Source organism: Nocardioides baculatus (assembly GCF_016735675.1).
Classification (GTDB): domain Bacteria; phylum Actinomycetota; class Actinomycetes; order Propionibacteriales; family Nocardioidaceae; genus Nocardioides; species Nocardioides baculatus.
The window spans coordinates 541044-555299 of sequence record NZ_JAERSG010000002.1 but is presented as its reverse complement, the minus strand read 5'-3'; the positions used below and the strand labels follow the sequence as shown (position 1 = coordinate 555299).

The window sequence follows — 14256 nt, the reverse complement described above, 5'->3', positions numbered from 1 at the left end:
TCAGTCCTTGCTAGTTCGTACGACGTGGTGGAGCGGGACGGACGATCGTCCCATCCGCTCAGGTGGGAAGCCTACCGAGGGCCGTCCGGGCCATGACTACGATGGGCGACCATGAGCGCCGACACGCAGTCTCAGGACGACGCGACCCCGTGGGGTCGCGTCGCCGATGACGGCACAGTCTTTGTCCGCACCGCAGACGGGGAGCGTTCCGTCGGGTCCTACGAGGCCGGTACGCCGGAGGAGGCCCTGGAGTTCTTCACCAAGCGCTTCGAGGAGCTGGAGGGCAAGGTCCACCTGCTCGAGCAGCGCGTCGCGTCGGGACGGCTGGCACCCGAGGAGGCGACCTCCTCGACGAAGGCCCTGCGCGAGCAGGTCGTCGACGCCCACGCAGTCGGCGACCTCGTGTCGCTGGCGGCGCGGCTCGACGCGCTCGGCCCGGTGATCGCGGTCCAGCGCAGCGCCCGCAAGGAGGAGCGCGCGCAGAAGACCGCGGAGTCCAAGGCGGAGAAGGAGAAGCTCGTCGCCGAGGCCGAGAAGCTGGCCGAGGGCACCGACTGGCGCAACGGGGCCAACCGGCTGCGCGACCTCCTCGCGACGTGGAAGGAGCTGCCGCGCCTCGACCGGGCCACCGACGACGCGCTGTGGCGACGCTTCTCCACCGCGCGGACGACGTACACCCGCCACCGCAAGGCGCACTTCGCCGAGGAGCACGAGCGCCGTGACGGCGCCCGCGTCATCAAGGAGCGGCTGGTCAAGGAGGCCGAGGCGCTGTCGACGTCGACCGAGTGGGGTCCGACGGCCGGCAAGTACCGCGACCTGATGCGCGAGTGGAAGGCCGCCGGTCCTGCGCCGCGCGAGGTCGACGACCAGCTCTGGCAGCGCTTCCGCGGCGCCCAGGACACGTTCTTCGGTGCCCGCGACGCCACCAACGCGGCCCTCGACGAGGAGTTCGCGGCCAACGCGGTCGTCAAGGACGAGATCCTGGTCGAGGCCGAGAAGCTGGTGCCGGTGACCGATGTCGACGCCGCCAAGAAGGCCTTCCGCGACCTCGCCGACCGCTGGGACGCCGCAGGCAAGGTGCCGCGCGACCGGATGAAGGAGCTCGAGGCACGGATGCGGAAGGTGGAGCAGGCCATCCGCGCGGTCGAGGACGAGCAGTGGAGCCGCAGCGACCCGGAGAAGTCGGCCCGCGCCGACGACATGATCGGCAAGCTCGAGGCCGGCATCGCCGAGACGCAGGCCAAGCTCGACAAGGCCACCGCCGCCGGCGACGCCAAGCGCACCCAGGACCTCGAGTCCGAGCTCGCCAACAAGCAGGCCTTCCTCGACATGGCGAAGAAGGCGGCAGCCGACTTCAGCTGAGTCGGCTCGTCTGTACGTCAGGGAGGCGCCGAGTTGGCGCGTCTGTACGTCTGCAGCGCGCTGAGTCGGCGCGTCTGTACGGCGACGGGCGAACAGATGCGCCGACTCGAGCCTCCTCGCGCGAGCAGATGCGCCGACTCGAGCCTCCTCGCGCGAACAGATGCGCCCACTCGAGACCTCTCGCGCGAACAGATGCGCCGACTCGGCGGGATCCGTCAGGCGGTGACGCGGTAGGCGTCGAAGACGCCCGGCACGGCGCGTACGGCGCGGAGCACGCCGTCGAGGTGGGCCGCGTCGGCCATCTCGAAGGAGAAGCGACTCTTCGCGACGCGGTCGCGCGTGGTGGAGAGGGTGGCGCTGAGGATGTTCACGTGGGCGTCGGAGAGCGCCATCGTGATGTCGGAGAGCAGGCGCGCGCGGTCGAGGGCCTCGACCTGGATGTTGACCAGGAAGGTCGACTGCGAGGTCGGCGCCCACTCGACCTCGAGCACCCGCTCGGGCTGGCCGAGCAGGCTGGAGGCGTTGGTGCAGTCGCGGCGGTGCACCGAGACTCCCCCGCCCTTGGTGACGAAGCCGAGGATCGGGTCGGGCGGCACCGGCGTGCAGCACTTGGCGAGCTTGACCCAGAGGTCGTCGACGCCCGGCACGATGACGCCGGAGTCGGTGGGGCTCCGCTTCGCGTGCGAGCGACCGGTGATCGTGACGCCCTCGGAGAGGTCCTCCTGCGCCCCGTCGTCGCCGCCGTGGAGGTCGATGACGCGACGCACGACCGCCTGGGCGCTGAGGTTGCCCTCGCCGACCGCGGCGTAGAGCGCGGAGACGTCGGCGTGGTGGAAGTGCTCGGCGACGAGCGCCAGCACGTCGTGGGTCATCAGGCGGGTGAGGGGCAGGCCCTCCTTGCGCATGAGCTTGGCGATCTGGTCCTTGCCGCGCTCGATCGCCTCCTCGCGCCGCTCCTTGGTGAACCACTGGCGGATCTTGTTGCGAGCCCGCGGCGACTGGACGAAGTTCAGCCAGTCGCGCGACGGGCCGGAGTTCGGCGACTTCGAGGTGAAGACCTCGACCACGTCGCCGTTGTCGAGCGTCGACTCCAGCGGCACGAGGCGACCGTTGACCCGCGACCCGATCGTGTGGTGGCCGACCTCCGTGTGGACGGCGTACGCGAAGTCGACGGGGGTCGCGCCCATCGGCAGCGGGATGACGTCGCCACGGGGCGTGAAGACGTAGACCTGCTGCTGGTTCATCTCGAAGCGCAGCGACTCGAGGAACTCGCCCGGGTCCTCGACCTCGCTCTGCCAGTCGAGCAGCTGGCGCAGCCAGGTGAGGTCGTCCTTGTCGCCGAGACGGTCGGTGTCGACGCCGGCCTTGCTGTTCTCCTTGTACTTCCAGTGGGCCGCGACGCCGTACTCCGCGCGGCGGTGCTGGGAGAACGTCCGGATCTGCACCTCGACGGGCTTGCCGGCCGGGCCGATGACCGTCGTGTGCAGCGACTGGTACATGTTGAACTTCGGCATCGCGACGTAGTCCTTGAACCGCCCCAGGACCGGGTTCCACCGCGAGTGGATGACGCCGAGGGCGCTGTAGCAGTCGCGGTCCTCGTCGACGAGGATCCGGATGCCGACCAGGTCGTAGATGTCGGAGAAGTCGCGGCCGCCGACGATCATTTTCTGGTAGATCGAGTAGTAGTGCTTGGGCCGGCCGGTGACCTTGGCGTTGATCTTCGACGCCTTGAGGTCCTGCTCGATCTCGGTGACCACCTCGGCCAGGAACGAGTCGCGCGACGGCGCCCGCTCGGCGACCATCCGCACGATCTCGTCGTAGATCTTGGGGTGGAGCGTGGCGAACGCGAGGTCCTCGAGCTCCCACTTGAGGGTGTTCATCCCGAGCCGGTGCGCCAGCGGGGCGTAGATGTCGAGGGTCTCGCGCGACGAGCGCTCCTGCGACGCGGCCGGGACGTAGCGCAGCGTCCGCATGTTGTGGAGCCGGTCGGCGAGCTTGATCACCAGCACCCGGATGTCGCGCGACATCGCGACGATCATCTTGCGGATGGTCTCGGCCTGCGCCGAGGCGCCGTACTGCACCTTGTCGAGCTTGGTGACGCCGTCGACCAGCAGGGCGACCTCGTCACCGAAGTCGGCGCGCAGCGCCTCCAGCGTGTAGGGCGTGTCCTCGACGGTGTCGTGGAGCAGGGCCGCGACGAGCGTCGGCTCGGTCATGCCGATGTCGGCGAGGATCGTGGTCACCGCGAGCGGGTGCGTGATGTAGGGGTCGCCGCTCTTGCGCATCTGGCCGGTGTGCCACTTGTCGGCCTCGGCGTAGGCGCGCTCGAGGAGGGCGAGGTCGGCCTTGGGGTGGTTGGCCTTGACGGCGCGGAAGAGCGGCTCGAGGACCGGGTTGGACGACGGTGCCTTGGTCCCGACGCGGGCGAGGCGCGCACGCATGCCGCGCGCGGTCAGAGGGGCCCTGACCTCCTGCGTCGGTACCTGCTCCTCTGCCATGCACCAAGTCTAGTGACCGCGCGCAGGGGTCAGAGCGTCAGCAGGGTGCTGACGGGCAGGTCGCCCGTCTTCGAGCGCGGGTCGAGGAAGCCGAGCTCCATCAACACCGCCACCCCGGTGGCCGTGCCACCGCACGCCTCGATGAGCTGCCGGGTCGCGACGACGGTGCCTCCCGTGGCGAGGACATCGTCGACCATCAGCACCCGGTCGCCGGCGGCGATCGCGTCGCGGTGCACCTCGAGCGTCGCCTCGCCGTACTCCAGCGCGTAGGACACGGCGTGGGTCTCGCGCGGGAGCTTGCCGGCCTTCCGGACCGGGACGAAGCCGATGCCGAGGGCCAGGGCGACGGGCGCGGCGAGGATGAAGCCGCGTGCCTCCATGCCGACGACCTTGTCGACCACGACGTTGCCGTGGTCGTCGCGCCCGGCCGCGGCGAGCGCGGTGATGATCGCGGAGAAGGCCTGGTGGTCGGCGAGGACGGGGGTGATGTCCTTGAACGTCACGCCCTCCTGCGGCCAGTCGGCGACGTCGACCGTGAGGCGGCTCAGCGCCTCCTGGGCCGTACGACGGTCAGGCATCGTCGACCGGTCCGTCGGTCTCCGCGGTCGGGCTGTCCACGCGGGCGATCGCGGCGCGGGCGATCTCGATCTCGGTACCGGGGGCGATCTCGAGGCGCGCGGTGTCGTCGGTGACCGAACGGATCGTGCCGTAGATGCCGGACGACATCATCACGCGCTGGCCGACCTCGATGCTGTTCTGCAGCGCAGTCACCTCACGCTGCCGGCGCTGCTGCGGGCGGACCACCATGAACCAGAACAGGGCCAGGATGGCGACCAGGGGAAGAAGGGCGGCGAGGTCGTTCACGGGTCTCCAGACGTAGGGGTGCGTGAGCGCCCGGAGTCTAACTTCTCCCTACACCTCGTCGAAGAGGGTGGAGTCGACCGTGGGGAGCGGCGGCGGGGTGAGGCCGAGGTGGTGCCACGCGGCGGGCGTCGCGACGCGGCCCCGCGGCGTACGGGCGAGCAGGCCGGTCCGGACCAGGAACGGCTCGGCCACCTCCTCGACGGTCTCACGCTCCTCGCCGACCGCGACGGCCAGCGTCGAGATGCCGACCGGTCCCCCGCCGAAGCGGCGGCACAGCACGTCGAGGACCGCGCGGTCGAGGCGGTCGAGGCCGGACTCGTCGACCTCGAAGAGCTCGAGCGCGGACTGCGCGACCGGCAGCGTCAGCACGCCGTCGGCGCGCACCTGGGCGTAGTCGCGGACCCGGCGCAGCAGCCGGTTGGCGATCCGGGGCGTGCCGCGCGAGCGACCGGCGATCTCGCTGGAGCCCTCCGCGGTGAGGTGGACGCCGAGGAGGCCGGAGGAGCGGTGGACGATCTGGTCGAGCTCGTGGGGCTCGTAGAACTCGAGGTGCGCGGTGAACCCGAAGCGGTCGCGCAGCGGGCCCGGCAGCAGGCCGGCGCGGGTGGTGGCGCCGACGAGGGTGAACGGCGGGATGTCGATCGGGATCGCCGTGGCGCCGGGGCCCTTGCCGATGACGACGTCGACCCGGAAGTCCTCCATCGCCATGTAGAGCAGCTCCTCGGCCGGCCGCGACATCCGGTGGATCTCGTCGACGAAGAGCACGTCGCCCTCGTTGAGCCCGGAGAGGATCGCGGCGAGGTCGCCGGCGTGGGTGATCGCCGGGCCGCTGGTGAGCCGGAGCGGGGTGCTCATCTCGGCGGCGATGATCATCGCGAGCGTGGTCTTGCCGAGCCCGGGCGGGCCGGAGAGCAGGACGTGGTCGGGCGCTCGGCCGCGCCGGCGGGCCGCCTCCAGGACGAGGCCGAGCTGGTCACGGACCCGTGCCTGCCCGACGACCTCGTCGAGGGTCTTCGGGCGCAGCGCCGCCTCGACCGCGCGCTCGTCGCCGTCGGCCTCGGCGTCGGTGAGCCGCTGGAGGTGGGTGAGCTCGGCCTCGGTGAGGTCGGTCTCGTCGTCGACGTCGTCCCAGTTCATCGGTGCCTATGCCTTGCTCAGCGTGCGGAGGGCGGCGCGCATCAGGGCGCCGACGTCGGGCATCTCGCCGGCGTCGGGGGCGACGGCCTCGACCGCCTTCTCCGACTCCTTGGCCGACCAGCCGAGGCCCACGAGGCCCTGCTGCACCTGGTCGCGCCACGCCTCCTGCGGCTTCACCTCGCTGGTCGCGTGGTGGCCGCCGGTGGGCGGGCCGATGCGGTCCTTGAGCTCGAGGATGATCCGCTGGGCGCCCTTCTGCCCGATGCCCGGCACGCGGGTGAGCGCCTTGACGTCCTCGGTCATGATCGCTCGGCGCACGTCGTCGGGGCTCATCACCGCGACGATCGCCTGGGCGACCTTGGGACCGACGCCCGACGCGGTCTGGGCGATCTCGAAGACCTGCTTCTCGTCGTCGTCGAGGAAGCCGAAGATCGTCAGGCTGTCCTCACGCACCACCATGCTCGTGGGCAGGGTGGCCGACCGGCCGACCCGCAGGGTGGCGAGGGTGCCGGGCGTGCACATCAGCTCGAGGCCGACACCACCGACCTCGAGGACGGCGCTGGTGAGCGTGACGGCGGCGACCTCGCCGCGGACGAAGGCGATCATCGGGTCCTCACTGTTCGCTGCGCTGCCCTGGCCCGGGCGACGGCTTCCTCGATGCGGGTGTTGGCCGAGCCCCGCCAGACGTGGGTGATGGCCAGGGCGAGCGCGTCGGCGGCGTCGGCCGGCTTGGGCATCTCGGCCAGCCGCAGGATCCGGACCACCATCGCCCCGACCTGGGCCTTGTCGGCGCGACCGTTGCCGGAGACGGCGGCCTTGACCTCGCTGGGGGTGTGCATCGCGATCGGGAGGCCGCGTCGTGCGGCCACGACGAGCGCGATGCCGCTGGCCTGCGCGGTGCCCATGATCGTGCTGGAGTCGGAGCGGGCGAACACCCGCTCGACGGCCACCGCATCGGGCCGGTGCTCCTCGATCCAGGCGTCGAGGCCCTTCTCGATGCTGACCAGACGCTGGGCGATCGGCAGGTCGGCGCTCGTCCGGATCACGCCCACGTCGACCATCGTCAGCGGGCGCCCGACGCTGCCGTCGACGACTCCCACGCCACACCGGGTGAGGCCGGGGTCGATGCCGAGCACCCGCACGCGCCTCACCCTCTCGCCTGGCCGTCGTCACCGTCGTCCGAACACATGTTCGTCCGGCAAACGCTAACCGGACCCGCCCGCTGGGGGGCGTACGACACGCGGGGCTCGTGCGTCTCCCCCGTGGCGGCCGTACACCCCGCCGCCCGCTGTAACGCCGGGTTAGGTGCTGTGCCCACCATCTTGCAAGGGGGTGGGTACAAGGGCTAACCCGGCGTTACAGCGTGAGGCGAGGGCGACGTCAGGGACGGCGCGACACGCGGTACGGGGCGAGGTCGTCGGTGTTCTTGCCGAAGCGCGCACATGTGTCGGCGTACTCGCGAGCGGCCCGAGCAAGGGCGCCGCGGCGACCCGAGAACATGTCGACGTAGGTCAGCCGGCTCATCCCGAGCTTGAACCCGGCCAGGAAGTCCTGCCGGTGCTTCTCCTTGAGCAGGACGCCGGTCGGGGCCATCGCGGCCGGGTTGTCGGGCTCGTACTTGAGTCCACCGTCGGCTTCGAAGAGATGCCGGTGCACGGCGACGTCGGCGAACGCGGTGGTGCGACCGTCGGTCAGGCCGAACTGGAGGTCGGGACGGCCGATGCCGAGCTCGAGGACGAAGTCGCGGAGGAGCGACTCGAGATAGGTCTCGGCCAGCGGATCAGCATGCTCGATGCACCACCTCATGCACCGGCTGTGCGGCCAGTCCTTCATCCGGGCCAGGACCTCGCGGAGCTGCGCTGGGGTGACGCCCTGACGCATTGCCGCGTCGCACGCCGCAAGGCCGTGGGCACGGCCGTGCTCGCGCACCATGTCAAGAGCGGTGCGCGCAGGACCGAGCATGCGCAGGCCGTCGACCTCGACGACGTCGTCGGGGAGGTACGGAGCCAGGTGGTGCTTCACGCCGGCGCGGACCGCGTCGCCGTGCACCTTCCTGCGAGTCACGTGGACCAGGGCCGTGCGAGGGTCCGGCGCACCCATCTCGAGGGCGATCGCGGACGAGTCGTGGCTGAAGACGTAGGCCGTCGATGTCAGGCTCATGCTCGCCGCGCGGATGCGGAGCAGTGGCTGCTGTCGGAAGGGATCGAGGTCCGCCCACGCGTCCGGGTCGACGTACACACCCCGCCGGAGGCGCAGGAGTCGACCGTTGGAGCCGAGGCGATCGATGTCGTAGTGATCCAGCCCGGCCGCCACGAGCTGCCCCGTCGTGATGAGGCCGTGCTGCGAATGAAGCTGGACGATGACAGGGAGATACATGCCCACGACGATCGGCAGGACGACCGACGCCCGGCGGACCGCCAGCGCACCAGCTGTGGAGAGCGGCGTACAACGCGTGGTTGTGGATGGTTGCAGGCCCCGTCCAGCGCTGTAACGCCGGGTTAGGTGGTGTACCCACCGTCTAGCAAGGTAGTGGGTACAGCTGCTAACCCGGCGTTACAGCGGGAAGAGCGGGCCGGGTCAGGCGTCGGCGGCCTCGAGCTCGGCGAGGACGTCGGCGGGGACGTCGACGTTGGTGAAGACGTCCTGGACGTCGTCGAGGTCCTCGAGGGCGTCGACGAGGTGCATCACCTTGCCGGCGCCGGCGGCGTCGACGGGGATCTCCATGCTGGGCACGAACTCGACGTCGGCGGAGTCGTAGTCGATGCCGGCGTCCTGGAGGGCGGTACGGACGGCGACGAGGTCGGTGGCCTCGCTCTGCACCTGGAACACGTCGTCGAGGTCGCTGACCTCCTCGGCGCCGGCGTCGAGGGTGGCCTCGAGGACGTCGTCCTCGGACACCTCACGGGTGGAGCCGTCGTGGTCCTGCGACTTCGGCACGACCACGATGCCCTTGCGGGTGAAGAGGCGCGAGACGGAGCCGGGGTCGGCCATGGTGCCGCCGTTGCGGGTGACCGCCGTGCGGACCTCCATCGCGGCCCGGTTGGTGTTGTCGGTGAGGCACTCGACGAGGATCGCGACGCCCTGGGGGCCGTAGACCTCGTAGGAGATGTTCTTGTAGTCGACCCCGCCGGACTCGGCGCCGGAGCCGCGCTTGAGCGCGGAGTCGATGTTCTTGTTGGGGACCGAGCTCTTCTTCGCCTTCTGGATGGCGTCGTAGAGCGTCGGGTTGCCGGCGGGGTCGCCGCCGCCCTGCTTCGCCGCGACCTCGATGTTCTTGATCAGCTTGGCGAAGAGCTTGCCGCGCTTGGCATCGATCGCGGCCTTCTTGTGCTTGGTCGTTGCCCACTTGGAGTGGCCGGACATCAGTCCCTCTATCTGTCGCTTGCGTCGTGTACGTCGGTCAGGCCGAGCGGACCAGGTCCACGAACATGCCGTGGACGCGATCGTCGCTGCCGACCTCCGGGTGGAACGAGGTCGCCATCAGGGGGCCCTGACGGACCGCGACGATCCTACCCGCGGCGGGCCCGTCCCCGACCCGAGCCAGCACCTCGACGTCGTCGTCGACGGCCTCGACCCACGGCGCCCGGATGAAGACCGCCCGCACCGGGTCGGTCAGTCCGTCGACGTGCAGGTCCTCCTCGAAGGAGTCGACCTGGCGCCCGAAGGCGTTGCGCCGCACGGTGATGTGGAGGCCGCCGATCGTCTCCTGCCCGACGGCGCCGTCCTCGATCCGGTCGGCGAGCATGATCATCCCGGCGCACGTCCCGAAGGCCGGCAGGCCACCGCGCACGGCGTCGCGCAGCGGCTCGAGCATGTCGAAGATCCTGGCCAGCTTGACCATCGTCGTGGACTCCCCGCCCGGGATGACGAGGCCGTCGCAGGCTGCGAGCTCGCCGGGACGTCGTACGGAGATCGGGTCGGCGCCCAGCGACCGCAGGGCCGCCAGGTGCTCGCGCACGTCGCCCTGCAGGGCCAGCACGCCGATGACGGGAGGGACAGCCACAGTCGGAGGGTAGGACCTGCGGGCGGGGCGACGCTCAGGCGGGGTGGAGCGTACGCCGCTCGCGGAGGGTGTGGCCGAGTGCGAGCAGCACCCACGGACCGCCTACCAGCCACCAGGTCCATCCGGGCAGGTCCGGGCGCACCGAGACGACGTACCTCCCGCGAGCGTCCGTGCGGGCCACCGCGACGGTCGCGGTCTCCCCCGGACCCATGGTCGCGCTCGCCCCGGTGGACGGCGCGCGCAGGCGCAACGGCACCTGACCGGCGTTGACCCACGTCGTGCGCGCGCCCTCGGCGCCCGTGTCGAAGGCGAGCATCCGCGCGTCGGTGAGCGGCTGGTGCACCACCAGCACCACCGAGAGGGCCAGCGACACCCCGACGATGCGCACGGGCAGCCGCCAGCGCTCGGGCAGGCGCGCCGGCGCGAGGAACGCCGCCAGCAGCAGCGCGAGGAGCAGCGGCGCGAGCCGCAGCACGAGCCCGAGCACGGGCCACACGTGGTCCACCCGACCCACCAGCCGTGCCTGGTCGATCACCCAGGGATCCTCGCCGGAGAGCACCCCACCGGTGCGGAGGCCGCGTGGCGTCGTGGAGACGACACGGTGGGTGTACGTCCGCCCTCCGGCGTCCGCCGGCCGGACCGTGACCAGGTCCCCCACCGCGACGTCCTCGAGCTCGACGGGGCGGACCCACAGCAGGCTCCCGACCGGCGCGGCTGTGCCCATGGACGGCGTGTCCATCCGCAGCCACCGTCCGCCGGCGAGCAGCCACGACGTGGCGACGCCGACCCCGATGAGCAGCACGACGACGCCGAGCACGACGGGGACCGTCCTCGGCGTCGCCGCAGAGCGGGGACTCATCGCTCCGTCAGCTCAACGTCCAGACGACGTCCTGGCTGACCGTCTTGTTGCGCGTGGCCAGTGGCGCCGTGAGGGGCAGCAACGTCACGGCCGTGCAGGCCGTGGTGGTCGCCGGCAGCCCGAGCAGGTCGCGATCGGCGCTCGCGAACGCCGTGAGGCTCATCGGCCCGATGACGGTGGTCTGACCGCCGACGCAGGTGAGCGTGACGAGCAGCGCTCCGCACAGGTCGGTCGAGCCGGTGCAGGCCCCGGGCGCGATGTTGAGGGTGTTGCCGGTCAGCTCGCCGCCGGTGGTGACGTTGAACAGGGTGGTCTGGGTGTCACCCGGACGCATCGCCGTCTTCGCCACGCCGTTGGCGCCGAGGAGGTTGATGCTGCAGGTCGCGTCGTTAGTCACCGAAGAGGACGACGTGCAGGTGGATGCGGCACCGGTGGCGTCGGGACCCGAGATGCTCAGCAGCAGCGCGCCGGCGGTCCCGGCGGTGTTGCCGTTCTGGCGGAGCACCGCCTCGGTCCAGCTGCCGAGCGTGCCGGACACGCTGAGGGTGAGCAGCACGCTGGCGACGGCGGCACTGAGCCAGACGAGCGAGCTGGAGCGTCGGGGCGCCTCGGAGGCTGGGGACATGATGGCTTCTCCTCGAGTGGATGTCGCCGCCCATGCGAACACGAGCCCCTCCGGTGGGTAACAGAACTGCCACAAATGGCCCGGTCGGGTGACATCGGCCTGGTGCGGACGGGCCGGTCGGGGCGGCCGGTCGGCCAGGTCGGCATGACGTCGTCGCCCTAGGCTCGTGCCATGAGACTCCCTGCACTCCTGGCCGCTGCTCTCGTGATCGCCGGGACGGCCGCGCCGGTCGGCGCCGCACCTGCGCCGGAGCGCGAGCGGACGGTCGACGGCTGGACGATCGCGTCGCCGTCGAGCCTCGGCCTGCGCGGCAGCGCGATCGAGCGCGGCGCGGCGGAGGCCCGCCGCCTCGGCTCGACCTGCTTCGCGGTCGTCCGCAACGGCAGGCTGGCCGGCGAGTGGAACTGGCAGCAGCTGGAGCGCGACACCCCGCGCGAGGTCTTCTCGATCACCAAGTCGGTCACCAGCACGCTCGTCGGCATCGCGATCCGCGACGGCGACCTGCGCCTCGACGACCGGGTCTCGCGCTACGTCCCGCAGTGGCGCGGCACGCCGTCGGAGGCGGTGACGGTGCGCAACCTGCTCTCCAACGACAGCGGCCGCTTCTGGTCCCTGCAGAGCGACTACACCGACCTGCTGCGCGCGCGGAGCCGCACGAGGTACGCCGTCGGCCTGCCGCAGCAGTACGCCCCGGGCAGCGCGTGGGCCTACAACAACGCGGCCATCCAGGTGCTCGAGCCCGTGCTGGAGGGGGCGACCGGGATGCGCGTCGCGAGGTTCGCCCGCGAGCGGCTCTTCGAGCCGCTCGGCATGACGCATACGAACTTCATCACCGACCGCGCGGACAACGCTGCGGTGATGTTCTACGGCCTGCAGACCACCTGCCTCGACCTGGCGCGGTTCGGCGAGCTCTACCTGGGGCGGGGGAAGGTCGACGGGCACCGGATCCTCGACCGGGACTACGTGAGGCGCGCCGTCGGCCGGTCGTCCACCGTGCACAACGCGGCCTACGGCTACCTCTGGTGGCTCAACCGCCCCGGCCGGGTCCGCGGCGCGACCGATGCGGTCGACGCGCAGGGCCAGCCCGTCCGCAGCGTCACCGGCCAGCTGGCGTCATACGCCCCGGAGGACGTGTTCGCGGCGCTCGGGTTCGGCGGGCAGGTGCTCCTCGTCGACCCGACCACGAAGACCATGGTCGTCCGGCTCGGGCTGCCCGCGCCGGCGGGCGCGGAGTCGTACGGCTTCGGCAGCGCCGCGACGGTGCTGACCGAGGCGCTGCGCCGGTGACTACCAGCCGCGCTCGGAGAGGCGGTGCGGCTGCGGGATCTCGTCGACGTTGAGGCCGACCATGGCCTCGCCGAGGCCGCGCGACACCTTCGCGACCACGTCGGGGTCGTCGAAGAACGTCGTCGCCTTGACGATCGCCTCGGCGCGCTGGGCCGGGTTGCCGGACTTGAAGATGCCCGAGCCGACGAAGACGCCCTCGGCGCCGAGCTGCATCATCATCGCGGCGTCGGCCGGGGTGGCGATCCCGCCGGCGGTGAAGAGGACGACCGGCAGCTTGCCCGCGGCCGCGACCTCCTTGACCAGCTCGTAGGGCGCCTGGAGCTCCTTGGCCGCCACGTAGAGCTCGTCGTCGGCCATGCCGTGCAGGCGGCGCAGCTCGCCACCGATCGTGCGCATGTGCATCACCGCGTTGGACACGTCGCCGGTGCCGGCCTCGCCCTTGGAGCGGATCATCGCCGCGCCCTCGGTGATGCGGCGCAGCGCCTCGCCGAGGTTGGTGGCCCCGCACACGAACGGCACGGTGAAGTTCCACTTGTCGATGTGGTTGGCGTAGTCGGCCGGGGTCAGCACCTCGGACTCGTCGATGTAGTCGACACCGAGCGACTGGAGCACCTGCGCCTCGGCGAAGTGGCCGATGCGGGCCTTGGCCATCACCGGGATCGACACGGCCTCGATGATCGAGTCGATCATGTCGGGGTCGCTCATCCGGGAGACGCCGCCCTGGGCGCGGATGTCGGCCGGCACGCGCTCGAGCGCCATCACCGCGACGGCGCCGGCGTCCTCGGCGATCCTGGCCTGGTCGGCGGTGACGACGTCCATGATCACGCCACCCTTGAGCATTTCGGCCATGCCGCGCTTGACGCGGCTGGTGCCGTGCTCGATGGGGGTCTCGGCGGGGGTCTCGGTGGAGGTCGACGGGGTGTGCTCAGCCATGCCCCGATCGTAGTGCTGGCTCATCCGAAAGGATGCATCGGGACGGGGGGTGGATCAGGGCTGCGAGGCCGCCCGCTCCAGCGCCTGACGGCGGACCACCCAGATGCGCTGCGCGACGGTCACGGTGGCCGCGATCGCGAGCGCCCAGAGGGCGATGTAGAGCAGCCACCAGAGGTCGAGGACGTCGGCGAAGAAGGCCGGCACGAGCATCCCGACGAGCCGGTCCGGACGCTCCGCGATGCCGACCTTGGCGTCGTAGCCGAGGACGTCCGCCTTCGCGCGGGCGTACGACGTCACGGCGCCCATGACCAGGATGACCAGGCACAGCGCGAGGTAGAGGCGGCTCTCGTGGTGCCAGGCGAAGAAGAGGGCCAGGCCGCCGAAGAGCGCTCCGTCGGCCACCCGGTCGAGGGTCGAGTCGAGGAACGCGCCGAAGTCGTCCTTGCGCCCCATCTTGCGCGCCATCGCACCGTCGACGAGGTCGCTGAAGACGAAGGCGGTGATGAAGAGGACGCCCTGCCACACCCAGCCCTGGGCGAAGAAGAAGATCGCGCCGAAGCTCACCCCCAGCGTGCCGACGAGCGTCACCGCGTCGGGGCTCACGCCGAGACGGATGAAGAGGTTGATGAACGGCGCGAGCATGACGCCCTGCCAGAACTGCTTGAACCTGTCGAGCACGGGCCGCAGG

The 14256-nt window shown here is 71.1% G+C and carries 15 protein-coding genes; 2 read left to right on the top strand and 13 right to left on the bottom strand.

Annotation, left to right across the window (positions count from 1 at the left end; translation table 11 throughout):
• Positions 1-111: 111 nt before the first annotated feature.
• Positions 112-1362: a DUF349 domain-containing protein gene (locus tag JI751_RS08440; protein ID WP_201935449.1), complete on the top strand. Its 1251-nt coding sequence runs from the start codon at positions 112-114 to the stop codon at positions 1360-1362.
• A 215-nt stretch (positions 1363-1577) separates the two neighbouring features.
• Here the strand turns inward: JI751_RS08440 and JI751_RS08435 are convergent, their stop codons facing one another.
• The 11 genes from JI751_RS08435 to JI751_RS08385 form a co-directional block, all read right to left on the bottom strand.
• A complete protein-coding gene (locus JI751_RS08435; RefSeq protein ID WP_236665840.1) occupies positions 1578-3860 on the bottom strand; it encodes a RelA/SpoT family protein in 2283 nt (760 codons plus the stop codon).
• Between the two features lie 29 nt (positions 3861-3889).
• Positions 3890-4438 carry an adenine phosphoribosyltransferase gene (locus JI751_RS08430; protein WP_201935447.1) on the bottom strand — a complete coding sequence of 183 codons (549 nt, stop codon included), beginning with the start codon at positions 4436-4438 and terminating at the stop codon, positions 3890-3892.
• Positions 4431-4724 (bottom strand): preprotein translocase subunit YajC, encoded by a 294-nt coding sequence (yajC, locus tag JI751_RS08425; protein ID WP_201935445.1) that lies wholly within the window; start codon positions 4722-4724, stop codon positions 4431-4433. The genes JI751_RS08430 and yajC overlap by 8 nt, the downstream gene beginning before the upstream one ends.
• A 48-nt stretch (positions 4725-4772) precedes the next feature.
• On the bottom strand, positions 4773-5861 hold the full coding sequence (gene ruvB, locus JI751_RS08420) for a Holliday junction branch migration DNA helicase RuvB (RefSeq protein WP_201935443.1): 1089 nt from the start codon (positions 5859-5861) through the stop codon (positions 4773-4775).
• A gap of 6 nt (positions 5862-5867) precedes the next feature.
• On the bottom strand, positions 5868-6467 hold the full coding sequence (gene ruvA / locus JI751_RS08415) for a Holliday junction branch migration protein RuvA (protein WP_201935442.1): 600 nt from the start codon (positions 6465-6467) through the stop codon (positions 5868-5870).
• Positions 6464-7003 (bottom strand): crossover junction endodeoxyribonuclease RuvC, encoded by a 540-nt coding sequence (gene ruvC, locus JI751_RS08410; protein ID WP_201935441.1) that lies wholly within the window; start codon positions 7001-7003, stop codon positions 6464-6466. The genes ruvA and ruvC overlap by 4 nt, the downstream gene beginning before the upstream one ends.
• Before the next feature lie 238 nt (positions 7004-7241).
• Positions 7242-8237 carry a type IV toxin-antitoxin system AbiEi family antitoxin domain-containing protein gene (locus JI751_RS08405; RefSeq protein ID WP_201935440.1) on the bottom strand — a complete coding sequence of 332 codons (996 nt, stop codon included), beginning with the start codon at positions 8235-8237 and terminating at the stop codon, positions 7242-7244.
• Positions 8238-8438: 201 nt separating this feature from the next.
• Complete coding sequence (locus JI751_RS08400) at positions 8439-9224, bottom strand: YebC/PmpR family DNA-binding transcriptional regulator (RefSeq protein WP_201935439.1); 786 nt, start codon at positions 9222-9224, stop codon at positions 8439-8441.
• 37 nt (positions 9225-9261) lie between these two features.
• Entirely contained in the window at positions 9262-9864 is a 603-nt protein-coding gene (gene pdxT, locus JI751_RS08395) for a pyridoxal 5'-phosphate synthase glutaminase subunit PdxT (protein WP_201935438.1), read from the bottom strand.
• A 34-nt stretch (positions 9865-9898) separates the two neighbouring features.
• Complete coding sequence (locus JI751_RS08390; RefSeq protein WP_201935437.1) at positions 9899-10723, bottom strand: S26 family signal peptidase; 825 nt, start codon at positions 10721-10723, stop codon at positions 9899-9901.
• 7 nt (positions 10724-10730) lie between these two features.
• Positions 10731-11348, bottom strand: coding sequence for a hypothetical protein (locus JI751_RS08385; protein ID WP_201935435.1), 618 nt, complete (start codon positions 11346-11348; stop codon positions 10731-10733).
• Between the two features lie 171 nt (positions 11349-11519).
• Between JI751_RS08385 and JI751_RS08380 the strand changes: the two genes are divergently transcribed.
• Positions 11520-12635, top strand: coding sequence for a serine hydrolase domain-containing protein (locus tag JI751_RS08380; protein WP_201935433.1), 1116 nt, complete (start codon positions 11520-11522; stop codon positions 12633-12635).
• Here the strand turns inward: JI751_RS08380 and pdxS are convergent, their stop codons facing one another.
• Together pdxS and pgsA are read right to left on the bottom strand one after the other, a co-directional pair.
• Entirely contained in the window at positions 12636-13568 is a 933-nt protein-coding gene (pdxS, locus tag JI751_RS08375; protein ID WP_201935432.1) for a pyridoxal 5'-phosphate synthase lyase subunit PdxS, read from the bottom strand. It lies immediately after the preceding gene.
• Positions 13569-13622: 54 nt separating this feature from the next.
• Positions 13623-14246 (bottom strand): phosphatidylinositol phosphate synthase, encoded by a 624-nt coding sequence (gene pgsA, locus JI751_RS08370; protein ID WP_201935430.1) that lies wholly within the window; start codon positions 14244-14246, stop codon positions 13623-13625.
• Between the last annotated feature and the right edge of the window lie 10 nt (positions 14247-14256).

Bases quoted from the DNA above. Each gene is read 5' to 3' on its own strand.
- JI751_RS08440 (WP_201935449.1), top strand. From the start codon at position 112: ATGAGCGCCGACACGCAGTCTCAGGACGACGCGACCCCGTGGGGTCGC.
- JI751_RS08435 (WP_236665840.1), bottom strand. From the start codon at position 3,860: ATGGCAGAGGAGCAGGTACCGACGCAGGAGGTCAGGGCCCCTCTGACC.
- JI751_RS08430 (WP_201935447.1), bottom strand. From the start codon at position 4,438: ATGCCTGACCGTCGTACGGCCCAGGAGGCGCTGAGCCGCCTCACGGTC.
- ruvB (WP_201935443.1), bottom strand. From the start codon at position 5,861: ATGAACTGGGACGACGTCGACGACGAGACCGACCTCACCGAGGCCGAG.
- ruvA (WP_201935442.1), bottom strand. From the start codon at position 6,467: ATGATCGCCTTCGTCCGCGGCGAGGTCGCCGCCGTCACGCTCACCAGC.
- JI751_RS08405 (WP_201935440.1), bottom strand. From the start codon at position 8,237: ATGTATCTCCCTGTCATCGTCCAGCTTCATTCGCAGCACGGCCTCATC.
- JI751_RS08400 (WP_201935439.1), bottom strand. From the start codon at position 9,224: ATGTCCGGCCACTCCAAGTGGGCAACGACCAAGCACAAGAAGGCCGCG.
- JI751_RS08390 (WP_201935437.1), bottom strand. From the start codon at position 10,723: ATGAGTCCCCGCTCTGCGGCGACGCCGAGGACGGTCCCCGTCGTGCTC.
- JI751_RS08385 (WP_201935435.1), bottom strand. From the start codon at position 11,348: ATGTCCCCAGCCTCCGAGGCGCCCCGACGCTCCAGCTCGCTCGTCTGG.
- JI751_RS08380 (WP_201935433.1), top strand. From the start codon at position 11,520: ATGAGACTCCCTGCACTCCTGGCCGCTGCTCTCGTGATCGCCGGGACG.
- pdxS (WP_201935432.1), bottom strand. From the start codon at position 13,568: ATGGCTGAGCACACCCCGTCGACCTCCACCGAGACCCCCGCCGAGACC.